This is a genomic window from Aeromicrobium sp., assembly GCF_047607065.1.
GTDB lineage: Bacteria > Actinomycetota > Actinomycetes > Propionibacteriales > Nocardioidaceae > Aeromicrobium.
The window spans coordinates 39500-62617 of the sequence record NZ_JASGDU010000049.1 but is presented as its reverse complement, the minus strand read 5'-3'; the positions used below and the strand labels follow the sequence as shown (position 1 = coordinate 62617).

Sequence of the window (23118 nt, the reverse complement as noted above, 5' to 3'; positions counted from 1 at the left end):
CGGTGACTCCCGAGCAACTCAGTGACGTGATCGTGTCCGCCCTCGGCCGCCTCGCCGCCGACGGCCGTCTGAGCCTGCCCGAGCCGCTGCCGACCACGGTGCTCGTCGAGCGGCCCAAGGTCAAGGAGCACGGCGACTACGCCACGAATATCGCGCTGCAGTTGGCCAAGAAGGCCGGCCGCCCGCCGCGCGACCTGGCCGCCGATCTCGCCGCCGAACTGGCCGCCCATGACGGCATCGCCGCCGCCGAGGTCGCCGGGCCGGGCTTTCTCAACCTGCGGGTCGCCGCAGGCGCCCAGGGTGCGCTGGCCCTCGACGTGCTCGCCGCAGGTGCCGACTACGGCCGCAGCGACGTCTACGCGGGCCAGCGGGTCAACCTCGAATTCGTCAGCGCCAACCCGACCGGCCCGATCCACATCGGCGGTGTCCGCTGGGCGGCGGTCGGCGACTCGCTCGGGCGGCTGCTGGAGTTCGCCGGGGCCGAGGTCACCCGCGAGTACTACTTCAACGACCACGGGATGCAGATCGACCGGTTCGCCCGCTCGCTGCTGGCTGCAGCGCGCGGCGAGGCGACCCCCGAGGACGGCTACGGCGGGCAGTACATCGCCGACATCGCCGCCGAGGTGGTCGCCAAGCGCCCCGAGGCCCTGAGCCTGCCGGAGGCGGAGGCCGCCGAGGTCTTCCGGGCCGAGGGCGTGGAGTTGATGTTCGCCGAGATCAAGGCGAGCCTGCACGACTTCGGGGTCGACTTCGACGTCTACTTCCACGAGAACGACCTGCACACCTCCGGCGCGGTCGACCGGGCCATCGCTCGCCTGGACGAACTCGGCAAGATGTACGACTCCGACGGTGCCCGCTGGCTGCGCACGTCCGATTACGGCGACGACAAGGACCGCGTCGTCATCAAGTCCGACGGCCAGCCGGCCTACATCTCCGGCGACCTGGCCTATTACCTCGACAAGCGCGAGCGCGGCTTCGACCGTTGCCTCATCATGCTCGGCGCGGACCACCACGGCTACGTCTCGCGCATGATGGCGATGTGCGCGGCCTTCGGCGACACCCCGGGCGTCAACCTCGAACTGCTTATCGGCCAGATGGTCAACCTGCTGCGTGACGGCCAGCCGCTGCGCATGAGCAAGCGCGCGGGCACGGTCGTCACGCTGGAGGATCTGGTCGACGCGATCGGCGTCGACGCGGCCCGGTACGCGCTCGCCCGGTACTCCACCGACTCGAACATCGACCTCGACCTCGACCTGTGGGCCTCGGCCAGCAGCGACAACCCGGTCTACTACGTGCAGTACGCGCACGCCCGGCTGTCGTCGATCCTGCGCAACGCGGGTGACCTAGGGGTGGCCGTCGACACCGAGGCCTTTGATCCGGCGCTGCTCGACACGCCGCAGGAGGGCGATCTGCTGCGGGCGCTCGCGGAGTTCCCGCGCGTCGCGGCACGGGCCGCCGAACTGCGCGAGCCGCACAGGGTGGCCCGCTACCTGGAGGACACCGCCTCGGCTTTCCACAAGTTCTACGACGTGTGCCGGGTGCTGCCGCAGGGCGACGAGGAGGTCTCCGAGGCGCACCGCGCCCGGCTCGTGCTGGTCGCGGCCACTCGCCAGGTGTTCGCCAACGGGCTGCGGCTGCTCGGCGTGAGCGCCCCGGACAGGATGTGAGAGCCTGAGGTTTCGTTCCCTGAGGTGTGAGGGCCGCCTGCGGCCCGAGCCTCGAAGGGTGCGTCCGGTCCCTTCGAGGCTCGCTCGTTCCTCGCTCGCGCCTCAGGGACCCACATGTCGGTAAAAGGCTGTCGGGACAGGAGTCGATGATGCGAGCACACGAGGCAGGTGCCTTGCACGGTCAGGCCGGCGACCGCGGCCCGGCCTGGCTGCGCCACCCCGACGACGTCAACCGACTCGTCACCCACCTGTGGTCGCGCAACGCCGCCAAGGCCGGCGGTGTCCTGACCGTGGCAGGGGAGTCGGCGCCGGAGCTTGCGGCCGAGTTCGGCACCCCGCTCTACGTCGTGGACGAGGACGACTTCCGCCAGCGCGCCCGCGCCTTCCGCGACGCCTTCGGCGAGGCCGACGTGTTCTACGCGGGCAAGGCCTTCCTGTGCGTTGCCGCGGCCCGCTGGGTGGCCGAGGAGGGCCTGAACCTCGACGTCTGCACCGCCGGCGAGCTGGCCGTCGCGCTCAAGGCCGAGTTCCCGCCGGCCCGTATCGCCTTCCACGGCAACAACAAGTCCGCCGCCGAGCTGCGCCAGGCCGTCGAGGCCGGGGTGGGGCGCATCATCGTCGACTCCTTCGACGAGATCGACCGGCTCGCGGCCCTTGTCGCCGAACTCGGTGTCACCGCGCGGGTCATGGTGCGGGTGACCGCCGGGGTCGAGGCGCACACCCACGAGTACATCTCGACCTCGCACGAGGACCAGAAGTTCGGCCTGTCGATCACCGGCGGTGCCGCGCTCGCCGCAGTCCGGCGCATCGCCGAGACCCCGGGCCTGAAGCTGCTCGGCCTGCACTCGCACATCGGCTCACAGATCTTCGTCACCGACGGCTTCGAGGTCGCGGCCCGCCGGGTGCTGCGGCTGCACGCCGAGATCGAGCGCGAACTCGGCGTCACGCTGCCGGAGCTGGACCTCGGCGGCGGCTTCGGCATCGCCTACACGACCCAGGACGATCCCCGCTCGGCCGCCGACCTCGCCCGCGAGATCACCAAGATCGTCGACGAGGAGTGCCACGCGCTCGACATCAGCGTGCCGAGGCTGTCCATCGAGCCGGGCCGGGCCATCGCCGGGCCGTCGACCTTCACGCTCTACACCGTCGGCACCACCAAGGACGTCGCGCTCGACGGCGGGGCGTCGCGCCGGTACGTTGCGGTCGACGGCGGCATGAGCGACAACATCCGAACGGCCCTGTACAGCGCCGACTACTCCGCGACGCTCGCCTCGCGCGCCTCCGAGGCACCCGCAGTGCTCAGCCGTGTGGTCGGCAAACACTGCGAGTCCGGCGACATCGTGGTCAAGGACGAGTACCTGCCGGCCGACCTCGGCCCCGGCGATCTGCTCGCCGTCCCCGGTACGGGGGCGTACTGCCGGTCGCTGGCCAGCAACTACAACCACGTGCCGCGCCCGGCGGTCGTGGCCGTGCGCGAGGGGGAGGCGCGGCTCATCGTGCGCCGCGAGACGACCGACGACCTGCTCGCCCTCGACGTCATCTGACGCGCTTCGCATCCCGGTCCCTGAGGCGCGTAGGCCGCCCGCGGCCGGAGCCTCGAAGGGACCTCCTGCCTGCGCCGGGCCACCGCCCTGGTGGGTACGTTCAGCCGCCGCCGATAAGGTGGACCGGTGAATCCGCGCCCCGTCTCGCCCCGTCCGCTGCGTATCGCCCTGCTGGGCTGCGGGTCGGTCGGCACGCAGGTCGCTCGTCTGCTCGACCGCGACGCCGAGGAACTGGCCCGCCGGGTGGGTGCCCCGCTCGAACTGGTCGGCATCGCGGTGCGCGACCTGGGTGCCGACCGCGGTCTCGATCTGGATCCCGCGCTGTTCACCACAGACGCCCTCGCCCTGGTCACCCGCGGCGACCTCGATGTCGTCATCGAGTTGATCGGCGGCGTCGACCGCCCGCGCGAACTGGTGCTGGCGGCGCTGGAGGCCGGCGCTTCGGTCGTCACCGGCAACAAGGCGCTGCTCGCCGCTGACGGCGCGACGATCTTCGAGGCCGCCGCCAAGGCGGAGCGCGATGTCGCCTACGAGGCCGCCGTGGCCGGGGCCATCCCGATCATCGGCCCGCTGCGCGAATCGCTTGCCGGCGACCGGGTGCGCCGCGTTCTCGGCATCGTCAACGGCACCACCAACTACATCCTCGACCAGATGACCACCCTCGGGCAGTCCTTCGAGGAAGCCCTCGCCGAGGCGCAGCGGCTCGGCTATGCCGAGGCCGATCCCACTGCCGACGTCGAGGGCTACGACGCCGCCGCCAAGGCGGCGATCCTCGCCTCGCTCGCCTTCCACACGCGCGTCACCATCGAGGACGTCCATTGCGAGGGCATCACCGGGGTCCGGCCCGCCGACATCGTCTCGGCGCGGCAGATGGGCTGCGTCGTCAAGTTGCTGGCGATCTGCGAGCAGTACGACACCGACAGCGGCCCGGCCGTCGGCGTCCGGGTCCATCCGGCGATGATCCGCGACTCCCACCCGCTCGCCAGCGTGCGCGGTGCTTTCAACGCCGTGTTCGTCGAGGCCGAGGCGGCCGGGGAGCTGATGTTCTACGGTGCCGGTGCCGGAGGCGTGCAGACCGCCAGCGCGGTGCTCGGCGATCTGGTCTCGGTGGCGCGTAACCGCGCCCGCGACGACGTCGGGCCGGGGGAGACGAGCCATGCCCAGGTCGAGTTGTTGCCGGTTGGTCGCGCCACGACGCGCTACCACCTGGCCATCGACGTCGAGGACCGTGCGGGCGTGCTGGCGGTGATCGCTGCGGAGTTCGCCCGCTTCGGGGTGTCGATCCAGAATCTGCGCCAGGAGGGTCACGGCTCGGACGCGACGTTGGTGATCGTGACCCATGAGGCCAGCGACGAGGCATTGTCGGCAACCGTCGATGTGCTGGAAGGCCTGGAGGTCGTGCGCGCGATCTCCTCGGTGATGCGTGTGGAAGGTGGATTCTGATGGCGGCACCGTGGCGCGGAGTCATCGAGGAGTACCGCGACTGGCTGCCCTTCGAGGCGGGGGTGGCGGCTCAGACACTCGGGGAGGGCGGCACGCCGCTGATCCACTCGGCGTGGCTGTCGAACCTCGTCCGCGGTGATGTCTTCGTCAAGGTCGAGGGGCAGAACCCGACCGGTTCGTTCAAGGATCGCGGCATGACCACGGCGATCACCGCTGCGGTCGAGCAGGGCGCGAAGGCGGTCGTGTGCGCCTCGACCGGCAACACCTCGGCGTCGATGACCGCCTACGCCGCCCGCGCCGGCCTGACCCCCATCGTGCTGGTGCCCGAGGGCAAGATCGCCGCCGGCAAGATGGCCCAGGCGCTCATGCACGGGGCCGACATCATTCAGGTGCGCGGCAACTTCGACGACTGCCTGGACCTGTCGCGCTGCCTAGCCAAGGAGTACCCGGTCGCGCTGGTCAACTCGGTCAATCCGATCCGCATCGAGGGGCAGAAGACGGCCTCCTTCGAGATCATCGATGTTCTGGGTAAGGCTCCCGACATCCACGTCCTGCCGGTCGGCAACGCCGGCAACATCACGGCGTACTGGAAGGGCTTCGTCGAATACGCCGAGGCGGGGGTGGCCGCCAGTCGTCCGCGCATGTGGGGCTTCCAGGCCGCCGGTGCCGCGCCCATCGTGCTCGGCCGGGTGGTGCCCGAGCCGGACACCGTCGCCACCGCGATCCGCATCGGCAATCCGGCCTCGTGGACGCTCGCGGAGAACGCGCGCGACGAGTCCGGCGGCCGCATCGGCATGGCCGACGACGAGCGCATCCTCGCCGCGCAGCGCGAGCTGGGCGCACGGGAGGGCATCTTCGTCGAGCCGGCCTCGGCCACGGGGGTCGCGGGCCTGCTGGCCGCTGCGGCGGCCGGTGAGGTCGAGCCGGGCCTGACGATCACCGTCACGGTCACCGGTCACGGCTTGAAGGACATCGACACGCCGATGTCGCGGCGCGGCGCGGTGATCGGCACGGTCATCGACGCCGAGGTGGACGCGGCCGCCGAAGCGGCCGGTCTGCGCTGAGGGGGCGGCGATGACGATCCGCAGCGGCCCGGTCACCGTGCGCGTTCCCGCGACCAGCGCCAATCTCGGTCCGGGCTTCGACGCGCTGGGCCTGGCGCTGGACCTCTACGACGAGTTGACCGTCGAGGCGACCGAGTCGGGCCTGCACATCGACGTGATCGGCGAGGGCGCCGGCGAGGTGCCGCTGGACGACTCGCATCTGGTGGTGCGGTCGATGAACCTGGCCTTCGATCTGCTGGGGGAGCGGCCGGGCGGACTGTGGCTGACCTGCCGCAACGTGATCCCGCACGGTCGCGGCCTCGGGTCGAGCGCGGCGGCCATCGTCTCGGGCATCGTTGCCGCGCGGGCGCTGGCACGCGGCGAGGACCGGCTCGATGACGCGGCGCTGTTCCAGTTGGCTACCGACATCGAGGGGCATCCCGACAACGTGGCACCCGCGCTGTTCGGCGGCTTGACGATCTCGTGGGTCGACGGGGCCGCTGCGGCCGTGCAGCGTCTCGACGTGCAGGTGCCGGTGACCGTGTTCGTGCCGCCGACGCCCGTCTCGACGCAGGAGGCGCGCGGCCTGCTGCCCGACTCGGTGCCGCATGGGGACGCGGTGTTCAACGCCGGGCGCGCGGCGCTGCTGGTGGCGGCGCTGACCCAGGCACCCGAACGGCTCATCTCGGCGACCGAGGACCGGTTGCATCAGGGCTACCGCAGCACGGCGATGCCCGAGTCGTACCGGCTGGTGCGCGCGCTGCGGGTCGACGGTGTTCCCGCAGTGATCTCCGGGGCGGGGCCGACGGTGCTCGCTTTCGCCCGTGGCATCGATGCGGCCCTTCCGGACGGCTGGGCGCTGCACCATCTCGACGTCGACGCCCGTGGCGCGACCGTCCACCCCTGACGGCCCCACCACGACAGGCTTCGAGGCTTCGGCCGCGGGCGGCCTTCGCACCTCAGCCAGCGGGACTCCGGTCCCCGAGGTGCGACGAGCCTCGAAGGGCGAAGGGACCTCACCACCGCAGGACCCGCTCGCCACCCGGTCCCTGAGGTGCGAGCTTGCGAGCCTCGAAGGGACCTGCCGGTGTACGTGGTTGGCTTCGAGGCTTCGGCCGCGGGCGGCCTTCGCACCTCAGCCAGCGGGACTCCGGTCCCCGAGGTGTGACGAGCCTCGAAGGGCGAAGGGACCTCTGATCCGTGCGCCGGGGCAGGTGTTAGGCTGACCGCGCCGGAGTCGAGACCACTCCCCGGCCCGCCACGGACTGTCTTCCATCGGACCGTTCCTTTCTGCCGCCGTCGCGCGGGATGTGGCGAGACGACCTATTGAGGATGTTCATCTGTGACCGATACGACCCAGGCTCCCTCCACCGAGGAGTCGACCACCGAGACCCCTGCTCCCGCCGTCCGCCGCACCACTCGTCGCGGTGGCGGTCTCGGCGGGAAGGTCATCGCCGAGCTGCAGGAGATCGCCGCCGAGCTGGGCATCGAGGGGGCGACCTCGATGCGCAAGGGCGCGCTGATCGAGGCCATCAAGGCCGCCCGCGGCGACGCCCCCACAGCTCCGAAGCAGGCCGAGGCCCCTACTGCCGAGCCGCAGGCGGCACCCGAGAAGAACAGCCCCGACGCGCCGAAGAAGAACCAGCCCACGAGGGGTCAGGACGAGGGCGGACAGCAGCCCTCGGAGCAGAATAAGACCCAGGGCAAGGAACAGAATAAGGGCGACAAGCCGAAGGCCAACAAGGCCGTCGGTGAGGCGAAGACCGGCGAGAACCAGGGCAAGGCTGCCAAGAAACCCGGCGAGGAAGCCGGGGAGGCCAAGAACGGCGAAGCCAAGGGCAACGCCGACGCCGACCAGAACGGCAACCAGAACGGTAATGACGACGACCCGCAGGGCCGCCGCCGTAACCGCCGGGGCCGTGGCCGGGGAGGCCGGACTGCCGATGGCGAGGTCCAGGTGGCCGAGGACGACGTGCTCGTGCCCGCCGCCGGCATTGTCGACATCCTCGACAATTACGCCTTCGTCCGTACGACCGGCTACCTGCCGAGCGAGAACGACGTCTACGTGTCGCTGTCGATGGTCCGCAAGTGGGGCCTGCGCCGTGGGGACGCTGTTGTCGGCCAGGTGCGCCAGCCGCGTGAGGGGGAGCGCAAGGAGAAGTTCAACCCGATGGTGCGGGTCGACTCGGTGAATGGCATGAGTCTGGAGGAGGCCAAGCAGCGTGCCGAGTTCGCCGCGCTGACCCCGGTGTTCCCGACCGAGCGGCTGCGACTGGCGGCCGGCGGCGCGGCCGGCACCGGCACCGTGGTCGACCTGGTCGCGCCCGTCGGCAAGGGCCAGCGCGGCCTGCTCGTCGCGCCGCCGGCCTCCGGTGCCACGACGGCGCTGCGCGAGTTCGCCGAGGCCGTCACGACCAACCACAGCGAATGTCACCTCATGGTCGTGCTCGTCGACGAGCGTCCCGAGGAGATCACCGAGTTCCAGCGGTCGGTGCGCGGCGAGGTCATCGCCTCGGCTTTCGACCGGGCACCCGGCGACCACACGACGGTCGCCGAGTTAGCCGTCGAGCGGGCCAAGCGCCTGGTCGAGCTGGGCCATGACGTCGTCGTGCTCTTCGACGGTCTGACGCGCCTGGGCCGGGCCTACCACCAGGTCGCTGCGGGCCAGAACCGTGTGCTGGTCGACGGTGCCGACGCCTCAGCGCTGTCGGGTCCGAAGCGGATCTTCGGTGCCGCGCGCAACATCGAGGACGGCGGTTCGCTGACGATCCTTGCCACGGCTCAGGTCGAGACGTGGTCCGGCGTTGACGAGTCGATCTATTCCGAGATCGCCCCGACCGCGACGACGCAGGTGCGCCTGGACCGTGCGCTGGCCGCGCGCCGTGCCTTCCCGGCCGTCGACGTCTCCGATTCGGGCACCCGTCGCGACGACCTGTTGCAGTCCGCCGACGAGATCGCCCGTGCCACCCAGGTGCGCCGGGCCGTCGCCGACGCCGAGAGCGCCGAGGACGAGGCGACGATCCTCGCCGGCATCACCGCCTGATCGTGTGCGTGCCCGCTGGCTGAGGTGCGAGCGAGGAACGAGCGAGCCTCGAAGCCTGCAATGGCGGGTCCCTTCGAGGCTCGTCGCAAGCTCCTCGCGCCTCAGGGACCGGCGCGCACCCGCTGGCTGAGGCGCGACGAGGAACGAGGAGCCTCGAAGCCAGCGGAGGTGGGGTCCCTTCGCCCTTCGAGGCTCGCAAGCTCGCGCCTCAGGGACCGAGGTGCGCCTACGCGCGCACGCCCTTAGTCTGACGGCATGACCACTGCTTACGACTTCACGGCCACCGCTATCGACGGGGCCGAGCGGCACCTGGCCGATTACCGCGGCCAGGTGCTGCTCGTCGTCAACACCGCCACCAAGTGCGGCTTCACCCCCCAGCTCGCGGGCCTGGAGGAGTTGTACGCGACGTACGCCGACCAGGGCCTCGTCGTGCTGGGCTTCCCGTGCGACCAGTTCCTGCACCAGAACCCGGGCGACGACGCGGAGACTGCGGCCTTCTGCGAGCGCAACTACGGGGTGACCTTCCCGATGTTCGGCACCGTCGAGGTCAACGGCTCCGGCGCACACCCGCTGTACCAGTGGCTCAAGTCGGAGAAGAAGGGCGTGCTCGGCGGGACGGTCAAGTGGAACTTCACCAAGTTCCTCATCGGCCGTGACGGCCAGGTGGTGAAGCGCTACGGCTCCAACGTGAAGCCCGAGGCCATCGCCGCCGACATCGAGAAGGCGCTCGCTGCCTGAGCGGAAGCCGGGGGCCGGGGCCGGTCTTCGAGGTGTCGTTCGTCCTCGCTCGCGCCTCAGGATCTGTGGGTTCGAGCGGAGGTTCCTCGACTCTGTGATAGGTTCTATCGACTTTTCTGAGATGCCGCTGAGTCCTCACTGGGGATCAGCATGGAGGGATGAGGGATTCATGAAAAAGGCTCTTGCTACGGCCGCCGTGACCGCTCTGGTCGGTGTCGGCTTAGCGGTGACCGCAGTGGCACCCGCCGAGGCGCGTTATGCCGATGGCGGTGCGGGTCAGTACAAGGGGGAGATCGACTGGATCGAATGGGGCGAGACCACCACCCCGGTCCAGGTGGACGAGGGCTATGTCGGAGTCAGTGAGCGGGAACTCGGCACCCAGACGCTCGGCACTTACTGCACGGTCAGTGATATCTCCACGGACAACACCGACAATCATCTCCTCTCCTATGCTCCCGGCCAGTACGGCGGCGACGGGTTCGACGATATGTACAACATCGGTGGCACTGGTACAGACAATGAGTTGATTTCCGGTCTGTCCAACGTTGACGACGGGGGGGCTATCTCGGCGTCGCTCGACTGCGAGTCTTACCTCTTCCCGACAGATGAGGGAAGCACGTCCTCGAACCGTGTTCAGGTCCCGATCACGGGCCTGGTGGTGAGCGAGGGCGAGGCGTCGAACTCCGGCGAGGGTTACGAAGTCACCCCTACGGGTAGCGGTTCGTATGAGTGGAGCCTGATCGACGGCTACGCGAACTGCAACGACCAGCCGCTTGACGTGACTCGTACGGACGACACGCTTCGCGTGATCGCGCCGGATGGTCGCTGCGGCTCGGGTCCGGCGTTGGTGGCGTATGCGCAGGGTGCTTCCTCGCTCGACTTCACCATCAACCCCGATGGTGTCGATGGCCGGACGGCGATCACGCTGGGCGTGGTGCTGCCGGTGGACTTCGGGGACGCGCCGACGTCCTATGACGTGGCCGGTGCCGTGTTCTCGCCGACCTTCTCGGGCGGCACGGAGCTGACCGACGGCGTCACGCAGCAGTTGATGCCGGCGACCGTCGATGGTGATTACGCCGTGGACTACGCCGATCCGGTTGTTGACGTGCGTCTCGGTGACGAGATCACCGGCGACAGTTCGTACGTGGGCAATGCTGCGGCAGACGGTGACACCGCCGGTGACGACGGCGTGACGCTAGACGCCGACCCGATCCCCACGGCTCGCGGTGGTTCCTACACGCTGTCGGACGTCTCCTGCACGGGCGGCGTGGTCCAAGGCTGGATCGACTGGAACCTCAGCGGGGCGTTCGACGCTGGTGAAGGTTCGGGAACGGTCTCCTGCGCGGATGCCTCTTCGGTCGACTTGACGTGGACGATCCCGGATGACGCCGTGCAGTTGTTCGACGACGCCATCGCCGACAGCTACCTGCGGGTGCGCATCGGTGCCGATGAGGACGCGGTCTCCTCGCCGACGGGCATTTCGACCTCGGGCGAGGTGGAGGATTACGCGGTTGAGTTGGGCGTCGACCCGGATCCGCAGTTGGAGATCGTCAAGAGCGCGCAGTTGAACGATGCCAACGGCAACGGCACTGCGGATGAGGGTGAGACGATCGTGTACTCGTTCACGGTGCGCAACACGGGCAATCTGACGCTGCAGGACGTCACGGTGGTTGACGCGAAGGTGTCAGGTTTGACGCCGGAGTCGGTGGCGTTGTTGTCGGCCGAGGGCGATCCGGAGCCGCCGAGCGAGTCGGTGGCCGGCCCGGTGGAGTTCACGGCGGATCCGTACACGGTGACGGCTGCGGATGTGGCTGCGGGCGCGGTGACCAATGTGGCGGTTGCCACGGGCACCACGCTCGACGGCGATGCGGTCACCAGTGCCGAGGCTACGGTTTCGACGGTGACGACCGTTCCGGCAGCGTTGCCGACGACGGGCCTGAGCACGTCGCAGGCCCTGCTGCTGTCGGGCCTGCTCGCCGGTGTCATGGGCACTTTGGCGCTGCGTCTGACGCGCCGCCGGGCATCCGTGGCCTGATCCCGGTCTGAACGCTGCGGGCCTTCGTCACCTTCGGGTGACGAAGGCCCGCAGTCGTTGACCGGCGGGGGTCCCTTCGAGGCTCGGCCGCAGACGGCTTCGCACCTCCGGTCCCTGAGGTGCGAGGAGCTTGCGACGAGCCTCGAAGGGACCTGCCGCCACGGGACCTGACCGGCACCGGATTTGGGTTCGCTTGCCGGGGCTGGCAGACTGGTGCGCCGGTTCTGGTTCACGCGCGACACCGGTCGGCGACCCAGCGACCACGAGAGGACACCATGAAGAGCGATATCCACCCCACCTACGTCGAAACCCAGGTCACCTGCACCTGCGGCAACACGTTCACGACGCGCAGCACCGCCGGCGACGGCGTCATCCGCGCCGACGTGTGCTCGGCCTGCCACCCGTTCTACACGGGCAAGCAGAAGATCCTCGACACCGGCGGGCGCGTCGCCAAGTTCGAGAAGCGCTACGGCAAGAAGAAGTAGCTGCCCTGCGGCGCCGGCCATCTCCTCAGGGAGTTGGCCGGCGCTGTCGTCTTTATCCGCCGACCCAGAGGAGATGCCGTGTTCGAGGTCGTGACCGGGCTGCTGGCCGAGTACGCCGACCTCGAGCGGCGGCTCGCCGATCCGGCGGTACACGCCGCCCCTGCGCTCGCCAAGCGCGTCGGCCAGCGCTACGCCGAACTCGGCGGCATCGTGCGCACCTATCGGGAGTGGGAACAGGCCGCCGGCGACCTGGACGCGGCGCGCGAGCTGGACCTGGCCGACGAGGCCGCTGAACTGGAACCGCGCATCGCCGACCTCGCCGAGCGCCTGCAGCGCCTCCTCGTGCCCCGCGACCCGGCCGACGGCAAAGACGTCATCGTCGAAATCAAGGGCGGTGAGGGCGGCGAGGAGTCGGCCCTGTTTGCCGGCGACCTACTGCGCATGTACACGCGCTTCGCCGAGGCCCGCGGCTGGAAGGTCGAGATCCTCGACGCCACCGAGACGGCCCTCGGCGGTTACAAGTCGGTCACCGCAGCGGTGAAGGCCACCCGTGCGGTCGACCCTGGGGAAGCACCGTACGCGCTGCTGAAGTTCGAGGGCGGCGTCCACCGCGTGCAGCGGGTACCCGTCACTGAGTCGCAGGGCCGCATCCACACCTCGGCGGCCGGCGTGCTGGTGCTGCCCGAGGCCGAGGAGGTCGACGTCCACGTGAATGACGCCGACCTGCGCATCGACGTTTTCCGGTCCTCCGGCCCGGGCGGCCAGAGCGTCAACACGACCGATTCGGCGGTGCGCATCACTCACCTGCCGAGCGGCATCGTCGTGAGCTGCCAGAACGAGAAGAGCCAGTTGCAGAACAAGGACCAGGCCATGCGCATCCTGCGCTCGCGGTTGCTGGAGGCGGCCCAGGCCGCAGCCGACGCCGAGGCCTCGCAGGCGCGCCGCTCCCAGGTGCGCACGGTTGACCGTTCCGAGCGAGTACGTACTTATAACTTCCCCGAGAACCGCATCTCGGACCACCGCACCGGGTTCAAGGCCTACAACCTCGACGCGGTCATGGACGGTGCCCTGAGTGACGTGATCGCTTCGCTGGTCGAGGCCGACCTCGCCGAGCGCCTCGATGCGCTGGCCGCAGGGCAGGACCGGTGAGCGGCGTCCGTCCGCAGGCCGAGCGGCTGCTGGAGCAGGCCGAGGCCGCGCTGGAACAGGCCGGCGTGCCCTCGCCGCGATTCGACGCCGAGACGCTGCTGAGCCATGTCACCGGCTCCCCGCGCGCCCTCGTGCGCCGCGCCCCGGTGCAAGAGCCGCAGCGGCGCACCTTCCTCGACATGATCGCCGCCCGCGCCCGCCGGGTGCCGCTGCAGCATCTCACCGGGACCACGGCGTTCCGCTACGTCGACGTCGAGGTCGGGCCGGGCGTGTTCGTGCCGCGTCCCGAGACCGAGGTGATGACCGGCTGGATCATCGATCAGATCGCCGGCCTGCCCGAGCCGGTCGTCGTGGAACTGTGCGCGGGGTCCGGTGCGATCAGCCTCAGCCTCGTCCACGAGGTGCCTCGCGCACGGGTCCACGCGGTCGAACTCGACGAGGGTGCGCACTCGTGGGCGCTGCGCAATCTGGCCGGGACGGGCGTCGACCTGCGCCTGGGCGACATGGCCGAGGCCTTCGCCGATCTCGACGGCACGGTCGACGCGGTGGTGGCCAACCCGCCCTACATCCCCATCGACGCCTGGGAGTCGGTGGCACCGGAGGCCCGTGACCACGACCCGGCCCTCGCGCTGTGGTCGGGCAGCGACGGCCTCGACGCGATGCGTGTGGTCGAGCGCGTGGCCCGCCGGCTGCTGCGTCCGGGGGGCGTCGTGGCTGCCGAGCACGCCGACGCGCAGGGCCAGAGCGCCCCGGCGGTGTTCTGCGGCGAGCCGCCGGCGTGGACGCAGGTACGCGACCACCCCGACCTCGCCGGCCGCCCCCGCTTCGTCACCGCCTGCCGCCTCGGTCCCTGAGGCGCGAGGAACTTGCGAGCGAAGCCGGGTCCTGAGGTGCCGCGAGGAACGAGCGGCCTCGAAGGGCGAAGGGACCTACCGCCGGCTCTCCCTCCGAGGCCGGCCTGCGCACCTCAGGGACTGCGGCGGCGAAGTTTTCGTGTCCGACGACACATGAGGCGTGACGGAATACGACCCCGGTCGTTGTGACGGGTGTCACGGAGCGTTACGGTGACTGTCGTCCTCGGATACGGGACGGTTTCAAGGCGATGGTGAAAGGGACGCATGACGGTAAAGGAGGGCACCCCCTCGCGGAGTGTGGCCGCGCGCGCAGGGTCGGCAGTCTCATCGCTGCGCGGCAAGTTCTTCGACGGTGTCGACACTTTCGGTGCGATGACGATTCTGGCCTTCGGGTCGCTGCGTTATCTGGCCACCGACATCATCGGCCGGAAGTTCTCCTGGCGGGAGTTCTTCGACCAGGCCTGGTTTATGATCCGCGTCGCCTTCATGCCGACGGTGCTGGTCGCCATCCCGTTCGGCATCATCATCGCCATCCAGGTCGGCTCGGTCGCCCAGCAGATCGGCGCGGTGAGTTTCACCGGCGCGGTCAACGGCATCGGCATCCTGCGTCAGGCCGCGCCGCTGGTCACCTCGCTGCTCATGGCCGGTGCGGTCGGCTCGGCCATCTGCGCCCAGCTCGGCGCCCAGACGGTCCGTGAAGAGGTCGACGCGATGAAGGTCATGGGCCTCAACCCCGTGCAGCGCATCGTCACCCCGCGCGTCGCGGCCGCCATGGCGGTGGGCTTCGTGCTCAACATTGTCGTCGCGGTGACCGCGATGATGACCGGCTACTTCATCAACGTCGGCGGCGGCCACGTCAGTTCGGGTGCCTACATCGCCTCGTTCGTGTCCTTCGCGCAGCCGACCGACCTGCTGCTCGCCGAGGGCAAAGCCGTCATCTTCGGCTTCCTCGCCACGATCATCGCCGCCCACAAGGGCCTCAACGCCAAGGGCGGACCGAAGGGCGTCGCAGACGCCGTCAACCAGTGTGTCGTCATCGCCGTCATCGTGCTCGCGCTCGTCAACGTCGCGATCACGCAGGGCTACGTCATGCTCGTACCGCAGAGGATCGCATGAGTACGGATGTGGAGCGCGAAGCGCGCCCAGGCATCGGCACCCGGTTGCAGTCCGGTGCCCAATCGGCCGTCAAGTCCGGTGGTGACAAGCTCGTCTCGGCCGGCACGTTCGCCACGTTCCTGCTGCGTACGGTCGCTGCGATTCCGGGCACCCTGCGCAACTACCGCGCCGAGACCTTCCGGATCCTGCTCGACATCAGCTGGGGCACCGGTGCCATCCTCGTCGGCGGCGGCACCATCGGCGTCATGGTCCTGCTGGCCCTGTCGGCGGGTACGTCGCTGGGTATCGAGGGCTTCAACGGCCTGGAGACCATCGGCCTGTCGCCGCTGACCGGCTTCGTCTCGGCGGTCGTCAACACCCGCGAGCTGGCACCTCTCGTGGCAGCGCTGGCCCTGGCCGCGCAGGTCGGCTGCCGCTACACCGCGCAGCTCGGCTCCATGCGCACCAGCGAGGAGATCGACGCGCTGAGCGTCATGGCGGTCCCGTCGATCCCCTACCTGGTCACGACCCGTGTCATCGCCACGATGATGGCGATCCTGCCGCTGTTCATGATCGGCCTGGCCGGTTCCTACCTGGCCTCGCAGATGGCGGTGACGATGATGTTCGGCCAGCCGCCGGGCACCTACGAGCACTACTTCGGCACCTTCATCGCGGTCTCCGATGTCATCTTCGCGGTCATCAAGATCCTCATCTTCGCCTTCGCGGTAACGATCATTCACTGCTGGTACGGCTTCATGGCCACCGGCGGCGCGGAGGGCGTCGGTGAGGCGACCGGTAAGGCGATCCGCGCCAGCATCGTGACGGTGGTCGTGCTCAACATGGCGCTGACCTTGGTCTTCTGGGGCAACGACCCCGGTGTCAGGATCTCGGGGTGACGAGGACACTATGACTGCAGGATTCATCTCCCGCGACCTGGAGACCCAGCGCGGAACACTCATTCAGCGCGGCATCGCCGCCGTCGTCATCCTCGCGTTGCTCGCGGTGGCCTTCTTCGCGGTGCGCGGCGGCCTGTTCAGCAAGCAGGTCGAGATCGACGCCCAGCTCGACGACATCGGCGGCGCGCTCGTTGCCGGCAACGACGTCAAGATGCGCGGCGCGATCATCGGCAAGGTCACCTCGATCGAGGCCAAGGACGGCGGCGTGCGGCTCGGGCTGACGCTCGACCCGGACGAGGCGGACCGGCTGCCGGCCGGTGTCACCGCGCGCGTGCTCCCGGCCACGGTTTTCGGCACCTCGTTCGTCGACCTGGTCCCGCCGGAGAACCCGCACGGTAAGTTCAAGGCGGGAGCGGTGATCGCGCAGGACGAGACCACCGAGACCCGCGAGTTGCAAGACGCGCTGGATGCGAGTTACGAGATCCTCACGGCGGTCGAGCCGTCGCGTCTGTCGGCTACGCTCGGTGCCTTCGCTGAAGCGCTCGACGGCCGCGGCAACTCCCTCGGCCAATCGCTGGTCACCCTCGACAGTTATCTGACTCGTTTGGAGCCGCAGTTGCCGCAGGTGCAGCAGGATCTGCGCTTGCTCACCACGAACCTCAACACGGTCTCGCAGGTGGCACCAGACCTCCTCGACGCACTGGAGAACTCCTTCGTCACGACGCAGACCATCGTGGAGCGCAAGTCCGATCTCGCGGCGGTGCTCTCCGGCGGTGACGCCCTGGTGGACGAGGCCAACAGCCTGTTCAGCAACAGCCAGCAGAGTTTCATCAAGGCGATCACGCAGTCGGCACCCATCGTGGAGACGATGTACGACAAGCGCGCGGGCTTCTCGCAGACCTTCGACTCGCTCGTGGAGTTGGCCACGCAGGGGTCGGCGGCCGTCACCAACCCGGACCCGAACCAGCCGGGCGGCTTCCTGGAGACCAACGTCGACATCGTGGCCAACGACGGCGAGAGGACGGCCTATACGGGAGCGGACTGCGCCACGTTCGGTCCGGCCGAGTACCAGGCGGTCGCCGACAACTGCGGAACGGGCGCAGAGGCGTCGTCGACATCCTCCGACGACGCCGCGCTCGTGGCTCAGATCCAGAGCCTGCTGGCTCAACTCGAATCGGTCTCGGCAGCAGACCCCAACGGCATGGGTGACCTGTTGACTCGCGGCTTCGTCGGAGGTGACGGACAGTGAACTACGGAGTCCGCGTCAAGTTCATCCTGTTCTCGATCATCGCGGTGATCTTGATGGTCATCATCTACAACACGATGGTCAACCGGGTCTCGGGCGAGTCGCAGAACTATCAGGCCGAGTTCGACTCGGTCACGGGTCTGCGTCCCGGCGACGACGTGCGCGCCGCAGGCGTGCGGGTCGGTCGTGTCGAGAAGATCGAACTCAGCGACGACAACACTGCCCTGGTGGAGTTCACCCTCGGAGCCGGGCAGAAGATCACCGACACCACGACGATCACCATCAAGTACCAGAACCTGCTGGGTCAGCGGTATCTGTCGCTGGCACCTGGGGAGACAGCCGGTAAGGCGATCAACGCCGACAAGAAGATCAGCAACGATCAGACCAAGGAAGGCTTCGACCTCACCGCGCTGCTCAACGGCTTCGAGCCGCTGTTCGACACCTTGGAGCCGGCTGCGGTCAACCAGCTGGCTACCTCCCTCGTCGCGGTGCTCCAGGGCGAGGGCGGCACGGTCGAATCGCTGCTCAACCAGACGGCGATCCTCACCAACGACCTGGCCTCCAAGGATGCCGTGATCGGCGAGGTGCTGACCAACCTGACCCCGGTCCTGGAGGACTTCTCGGCCAAGGGTGCGGAGTTTTCCACCACGGTCGATCAGTTGACTGCCCTGATGAACGGATTGGCCGCCGAGAAGGACACGATCTTCGGGTCCCTCGACGGCATGTCGGAATTGGCGCAGGCCACGGCCTCGCTGACCCAGCAGTTGCGGCCCGATGTCGACACAGCGGTCTCATCGCTGCGCGGCGCGGTCGAGACGCTGGTCGGTCATCAGGACGCCCTCGACAGTCTGTTTGCCAGCGCGCCGACGGGCTTCGACTCCTTCACCCGTCCGACCAACACCGGAACCTTCCTCAATATGTACATCTGCGCGATCTCCTTGGAACTCAGCACCGGGGCGGAGATCCCGGTCGGCAGCGCGGACGGTCCCTTCTCGGAGGTGTGCTCATGAGCGTCACCGCACGGCTGAAAGAACCTCGCTTCGTGGGTCTGCTCGGCGTCATCGGACTCCTGCTCTTCGCGCTGCTGGTGTTCGGCTTGAGTACCGCGCAGTTCGGCAAGCAGCGGGTCACCGCAGTGCTAGAGCACACGGCGGGCCTGCGCGTCGGGGAGGAGGTGCAGGTCGCCGGCGTCGGCGTCGGCGAGGTCACCGCGATCCGCCTGACCGACAAGGCCGTCGAGGTCGACTTCACCATCGACTCCGACATCGATCTCGGGTCCACCACGACGGCTGCGGTCAAGGTGGCGACGCTGCTCGGTACTCACTACCTCGAGGTCACACCCTCGGGTACAGGGTCGTTGAAGAACGACACCATCCCGATCAAGAACACGAGTGTTCCGTACAACCTGCAGGACGTCATCGACGGTGCCGATACGGCACTGACCGAGATCGACGAGAAGGCCGTGGCCGACGCCATGACGGTCGTCTCCGACGTGCTCGGCCAGACTCCCGAGGAAGCCCGCGCGGCGATCGAAGGGGTGGCGAATCTGTCCTCGGTCGCCGTGCAGCGCACCGATCAGTTGCAGTCCCTGTTGAACGCCTCGGCGACCTTCACGGGCCTGCTGAACTCGCAGTCGGCCGACATTATGACGCTGCTGCAGCAGTCGAGCGTCGTGCTGCAGGAACTGAACGCTCGTCAGCAGGCCATCGACTCGCTGCTGGTCGACGCCCAGGCGCTCGCCGACGCGGTCAACGGGATCCTCGCCGACACCGCCGACGACCTGGACCCGCTCATGGCGAACCTGTCGCAGTCACTCGACCATCTCTATCAGGTGCGCGACTCGATCATGGAGACCGTGACCAGTTTGTCGACCATGACGGTCTATCTCGCCAACGCGACCGGCAACGGCCCGTGGGTCGACTTGAACGTGCCGTCGATCAACCCCGACAACCTTGCGGGGATTCTTCCGACCGGGGAGGCCTTGCCGTGATGAAGCACTGGTGGATCAAGGGCATGGTGGTCCTTCTCGTCGCGCTGCCGTTGGTGGCAGGCTGCGGGGTCCTGGGTTCGGGCAAGAAGCACCTGACGGTTCAGTTCACCGATGCCACGGGCCTGTTCCGCGGCAATGATGTCGGCATCCGTGGTGTGCCCGTGGGCGAGGTGATCTCCATTGAGCCGTCCGGCAGCCACGTCAACGTCGAGATCGAGGTCGACGGCGACATCAAATTGCCCAAGGACGTCGGCGCGGTGATCGTGTCGCGCTCGGTGGCCACGGACCGCTACATCGAATTGACGCCGGCCTACACCTCCGGGCCGGTCATCGAAGACGGTGCGGTCATCGCGGCTGATAAGACCAAGACGCCGGTGGAGTTCGAGGAACTCCTCGGCTCGTTGCAGGACATCTCCAACGCGCTCGGTGCCGAGGACGGCTCCGACGGTCCGCTGCACGACATCCTGGCCTCCTCGGCGATGGCCCTCGACGGACAAGGGCAGACCATCGCCAACGGATTGTCCGACCTATCGCAGGTGCTCACTGCGCTGACCGGCACGATGCCTGCGGTCGAGGAGAACCTGACGAACCTCGACACGCTGACACAGACACTGGCCAGCAACGAGGCCCTGGTGAAGGACTTCACGACCCAGATCACCTCCGCAGCGGTCATGCTCGACCAGCAGACGGGCCAGATCCAGGTCACCTTCGACTCCATCGCGGCCATGCTGCAGGGCGTGGCCGACTTCTCGGCGGCCCACTCGGACCAGATCTCCGGTCAGATCGACGACTTCGTGGCTCTGGCGAACGAGTTGCAGGCCCACGAGCAGGAGATCACCCAGTTGCTGCAGAACGCGCCCTTGCTCATGCAGAACCTGCCGAACGCCATCGATGACGAGGGCCGGCTGCTCTTCCGCACACGTCCGCTGAGCCTGGTCAACCCGACCAACGAGTTGTGTGTCGCTGCTCCTGCTCTGTGCGAGTTGGTGCCGGTCGAGGGTCTGGAACCGCTGACGAACCTCCTGTCCGCTCTGCAAGGGATCCAAGGATGAACCTCTTCCGTGCGGCTGCCATCGCCGCTACGACCGTTGTCGCTGCCGGAACCCTCGGTGCCTGCGGCACGACCGCGAGCGACCTGCCGCTTCCGGGTACGTCGATGCCGGGTGACACCTACGAGATCACCGCGACCTTCGATGACGCCCTGAATCTCGCCTCGGGCGCGCCGGTCAAACTGGACGGCGTCGCGATCGGGCGCGTCGACGAGATCACTGTGAAGGATCTCAAAGCCGTCGTCACGATGGATATCAGCACCGACACGAAGCTGGCCACGACATCGGACTTCCGGCTGCGTGCCACCACGGCCCTCGGCGAGTTGTTCGTCGATGTCGTCGACGATCCGGCTGGTCAGGCGAAGTTGACGGACGGCTCCAAGGTCAGCGCGGAACTGACCTCCTCGGCCCCCACGGTGGAGGACACGCTGACGGCTGCTTCGCTGTTCATCAACGGTGGCGGCCTCGGCCAAATCCAGACCATCGTCAACGAGACGAACGCTGCGGTCGGCGGACGTGAAGACACGCTGCGTGACGTGCTGCAGAGGGTCAACAGCACTGCGACGGCGGTCAACGCCATGAGCAGTGACATCGATTCGGCGCTCACCGCGCTGTCGAACGCCTCGGAGGTGCTCTCGTCGCGCCAGGACACCATCGACCGGGCGCTCACCGAGATCGGCCCGGCTGCGGAGGTGCTCAATCAAAACACTGCGGCCCTGGTTGACCTGTTGAGTTCTATCGACACCTTCGGCGACGTCGTGGTGCCGACTATCGCGCAGACCCGCGACGACATCTCGCAGATGGCCGCGCAGGCCGGCCCGGTCTTCGCCGAGGTGGCTGCGGTCGAGCCGCGCCTCGCGGACGGGGTTGCTCAGGTGATGACTTTCGTCGAGGCGCTCAACAGTGCGGTTCCGGGTGTCTACCTGAACACGCACCTGAAGTTCCGTCCGCTGAACACCGGCCTGGGTGATACCTCGGTTCTGGGGATCACCAGCACGACTGCCGATACGTCGCAGGATTCCAACGCGGTGGCGGACCTGACTCAGGTGCCCCTCATTAGCGCACTGACCGGACAAGGCAGCAGTTCTAGCAGCGACACGGCGCTTACCCCTTTGCTCAGTGGTTTGACCGGTGGAGGTAACTGATGAAGAAGCTTCCTCTGCGGCTCGTGGTCGCGGCGCTCGCTCTCGTTGCGGTGTTCGTCATCACCAGCGTCTACGTCTACCAGGGCTTCCTGGGCGGTTCCATCGCCAAGCGCCCGACAGAGGTCACGGCCGAACTGAGCGAGACCGGTGGTCTGTTCGAGCGCTCCTCGGTGACCTACCGGGGAGTCAAGGTCGGCTCGGTTACCGAGATCCGAACCACCGAGGACGGCGTCGAGGCGGTCCTTGCTCTGGACCCGGGGGTTGAGGTTCCGGCCTCGTCGAAGGCCGTGGTCCGTAACCTGTCGCCGGCCGGCGAGCAGTTCATCGACCTGCAGCCCAAGGACTCCAGTGGCCCGTCGTTCAAGGACGGCGACAAGATCAAACTTGCCGACACCACGACGCCGACCACGGTGGCCGAGTCGCTGCGCGCTATCGACACTCTGATGGCACAGGTCGAACCGGAGGATCTGAGGGTCACGCTCGACGAGTTGAGCACGGCTTTCGCCGATCCTGACGACCTGTCGAACATCGTCGACTCGGGCCAGCAGATCCTCGATACGCTCGACGCGAACTGGCCGCAGACCGAGCGCGTCATCACCAACTCGCAGACCGTGCTGCAGATGGGCGTCGACCTGGGGCCGCAGTTGCAGACGCTCGCGCCGGCGGCCAAGAGCCTGACCGAGTGGCTGGTCGCCTACGACCCGCGGGCGCGTGAACTGCTGGCGCAGACGCCGGCCCAGGTCGAGGAGTTGCGCACCTTCACGTCGAAGGTCGGGCTGAAGTTGCCCGACATGCTCAATTCGATGGGTCAGTTCACCGACATGACGTTGCCGTACCGCCCGCACCTGTGGGAGTTCCTCGACAAGGTTCCGGGAGGCTTCTCACAGTTCGCCGGAACGATCAACGGCGGTTACCTCAACGCGGTCATGTTCGTGGAGCCGAACTTCGATGCGGAAGTGTGTGCGTATGTCGCCGACACCAGCCCGGATGCTCACCAGGTGGCCAGTGACTCCGATCCGCTCATTGACACTTCGCGGACGTGCAGTAGTGAGTCCTCGTCTATTCAGCAGCGCGGATCGGCGCATGCGCCGGGGCCGGTGCCGCTCGAGGTGGCTCTCCAGTGAGCGCGACCGCTAGTGACATTGCTCGCCGCCTCAAGGCGCAGGAGCGTTCACCGCTCGTCACGGCCCTGGCCGTGGCGCTGGCGGTGGCGCTCATCGCGCTGCTGGTGGTCTCCTGGAAGTGGCACGCTGCCTCGGCGCGGTACCACGCCGAAAAGGACGCCCGCAAGGTCGCTGAGGAGCGCACCGTGCAGATGCTCACCTGGACCTCGGCAACGCTCGATGACGACGCCGCATGGGCGAAGGACGGCGCGACCGAGAAGTTTCAGTCCGACTATGACGAGTACATCAACAACACGCGGGAGACCTACGCGGCCCTGTCGGCGTCCTCCAGCGGCACGGTGCTGGCCTCCTCGCCGCAGGCTTCCTCGTCGGACAAGGTCGCGGTCACGCTCTACGCGCTGCAGACGGTTGGACAGGGCGGCTCGATCCAGCCGACCTGCGTCTTGTCGTCCATCGTGCTGACGATGGTCCACGAAGACGGGGACTGGCTGGTCGATGCCCCGTTGGAGGCACCCGGTGCCCCCGTCACCGTGCCGTGCTGAGTGCCGCCCGTCGCGCGGATTAGTCTTCGG

20 protein-coding genes are annotated in these 23118 nt (G+C 68.2%); all 20 read left to right on the top strand.

The features are described from left to right. Positions 1-2: 2 nt before the first annotated feature. The 20 genes from argS to QM597_RS08035 all read left to right on the top strand — a co-directional run bounded on the left by argS (position 3) and on the right by QM597_RS08035 (position 23088). The gene (argS, locus tag QM597_RS08130; protein WP_415004371.1) at positions 3-1667 is read left to right on the top strand and encodes an arginine--tRNA ligase; all 1665 of its coding nucleotides are present in this window, start codon (positions 3-5) and stop codon (positions 1665-1667) included. A 146-nt stretch (positions 1668-1813) separates the two neighbouring features. After that, on the top strand, positions 1814-3211 hold the full coding sequence (gene lysA / locus QM597_RS08125; protein WP_415004370.1) for a diaminopimelate decarboxylase: 1398 nt from the start codon (positions 1814-1816) through the stop codon (positions 3209-3211). 126 nt (positions 3212-3337) lie between these two features. Next, positions 3338-4654: a homoserine dehydrogenase gene (locus tag QM597_RS08120; RefSeq protein ID WP_415004369.1), complete on the top strand. Its 1317-nt coding sequence runs from the start codon at positions 3338-3340 to the stop codon at positions 4652-4654. Next, entirely contained in the window at positions 4654-5718 is a 1065-nt protein-coding gene (gene thrC, locus QM597_RS08115; protein WP_415004368.1) for a threonine synthase, read from the top strand. Before QM597_RS08120 ends, thrC begins: the two co-directional genes overlap by 1 nt. Before the next feature lie 10 nt (positions 5719-5728). Further along, positions 5729-6604: a homoserine kinase gene (thrB, locus tag QM597_RS08110; protein WP_415004367.1), complete on the top strand. Its 876-nt coding sequence runs from the start codon at positions 5729-5731 to the stop codon at positions 6602-6604. A gap of 435 nt (positions 6605-7039) precedes the next feature. Continuing rightward, on the top strand, positions 7040-8740 hold the full coding sequence (gene rho / locus QM597_RS08105) for a transcription termination factor Rho (protein WP_415004366.1): 1701 nt from the start codon (positions 7040-7042) through the stop codon (positions 8738-8740). Positions 8741-8995: 255 nt separating this feature from the next. After that, entirely contained in the window at positions 8996-9478 is a 483-nt protein-coding gene (locus QM597_RS08100) for a glutathione peroxidase (RefSeq protein WP_415004365.1), read from the top strand. A gap of 169 nt (positions 9479-9647) precedes the next feature. Continuing rightward, positions 9648-11513 (top strand): CshA/CshB family fibrillar adhesin-related protein, encoded by a 1866-nt coding sequence (locus tag QM597_RS08095; protein WP_415004364.1) that lies wholly within the window; start codon positions 9648-9650, stop codon positions 11511-11513. Between the two features lie 275 nt (positions 11514-11788). Beyond that, positions 11789-11998 (top strand): 50S ribosomal protein L31, encoded by a 210-nt coding sequence (gene rpmE, locus QM597_RS08090; protein WP_415004363.1) that lies wholly within the window; start codon positions 11789-11791, stop codon positions 11996-11998. Between the two features lie 78 nt (positions 11999-12076). After that, positions 12077-13147 (top strand): peptide chain release factor 1, encoded by a 1071-nt coding sequence (gene prfA / locus QM597_RS08085; RefSeq protein WP_415004362.1) that lies wholly within the window; start codon positions 12077-12079, stop codon positions 13145-13147. After that, the gene (gene prmC / locus QM597_RS08080) at positions 13144-14001 is read left to right on the top strand and encodes a peptide chain release factor N(5)-glutamine methyltransferase (RefSeq protein ID WP_415004361.1); all 858 of its coding nucleotides are present in this window, start codon (positions 13144-13146) and stop codon (positions 13999-14001) included. The genes prfA and prmC overlap by 4 nt, the downstream gene beginning before the upstream one ends. A gap of 264 nt (positions 14002-14265) precedes the next feature. Next, positions 14266-15117, top strand: coding sequence for an MlaE family ABC transporter permease (locus QM597_RS08075; protein WP_415004360.1), 852 nt, complete (start codon positions 14266-14268; stop codon positions 15115-15117). Next, a complete protein-coding gene (locus QM597_RS08070; protein WP_415004359.1) occupies positions 15114-15992 on the top strand; it encodes an ABC transporter permease in 879 nt (292 codons plus the stop codon). Before QM597_RS08075 ends, QM597_RS08070 begins: the two co-directional genes overlap by 4 nt. Positions 15993-16002: 10 nt before the next feature. After that, positions 16003-17241: an MCE family protein gene (locus QM597_RS08065; RefSeq protein WP_415004358.1), complete on the top strand. Its 1239-nt coding sequence runs from the start codon at positions 16003-16005 to the stop codon at positions 17239-17241. Further along, entirely contained in the window at positions 17238-18248 is a 1011-nt protein-coding gene (locus tag QM597_RS08060; RefSeq protein WP_415004357.1) for an MCE family protein, read from the top strand. Before QM597_RS08065 ends, QM597_RS08060 begins: the two co-directional genes overlap by 4 nt. Continuing rightward, positions 18245-19228 (top strand): MCE family protein, encoded by a 984-nt coding sequence (locus QM597_RS08055; RefSeq protein WP_415004356.1) that lies wholly within the window; start codon positions 18245-18247, stop codon positions 19226-19228. The genes QM597_RS08060 and QM597_RS08055 overlap by 4 nt, the downstream gene beginning before the upstream one ends. Further along, on the top strand, positions 19228-20280 hold the full coding sequence (locus QM597_RS08050; protein ID WP_415004385.1) for an MCE family protein: 1053 nt from the start codon (positions 19228-19230) through the stop codon (positions 20278-20280). Before QM597_RS08055 ends, QM597_RS08050 begins: the two co-directional genes overlap by 1 nt. Beyond that, positions 20277-21422: an MCE family protein gene (locus tag QM597_RS08045; protein WP_415004355.1), complete on the top strand. Its 1146-nt coding sequence runs from the start codon at positions 20277-20279 to the stop codon at positions 21420-21422. The genes QM597_RS08050 and QM597_RS08045 overlap by 4 nt, the downstream gene beginning before the upstream one ends. Continuing rightward, entirely contained in the window at positions 21422-22546 is a 1125-nt protein-coding gene (locus tag QM597_RS08040) for an MCE family protein (protein ID WP_415004354.1), read from the top strand. The genes QM597_RS08045 and QM597_RS08040 overlap by 1 nt, the downstream gene beginning before the upstream one ends. Continuing rightward, entirely contained in the window at positions 22543-23088 is a 546-nt protein-coding gene (locus tag QM597_RS08035; protein ID WP_415004353.1) for a hypothetical protein, read from the top strand. The genes QM597_RS08040 and QM597_RS08035 overlap by 4 nt, the downstream gene beginning before the upstream one ends. The last annotated feature ends 30 nt before the right edge of the window (positions 23089-23118 follow it).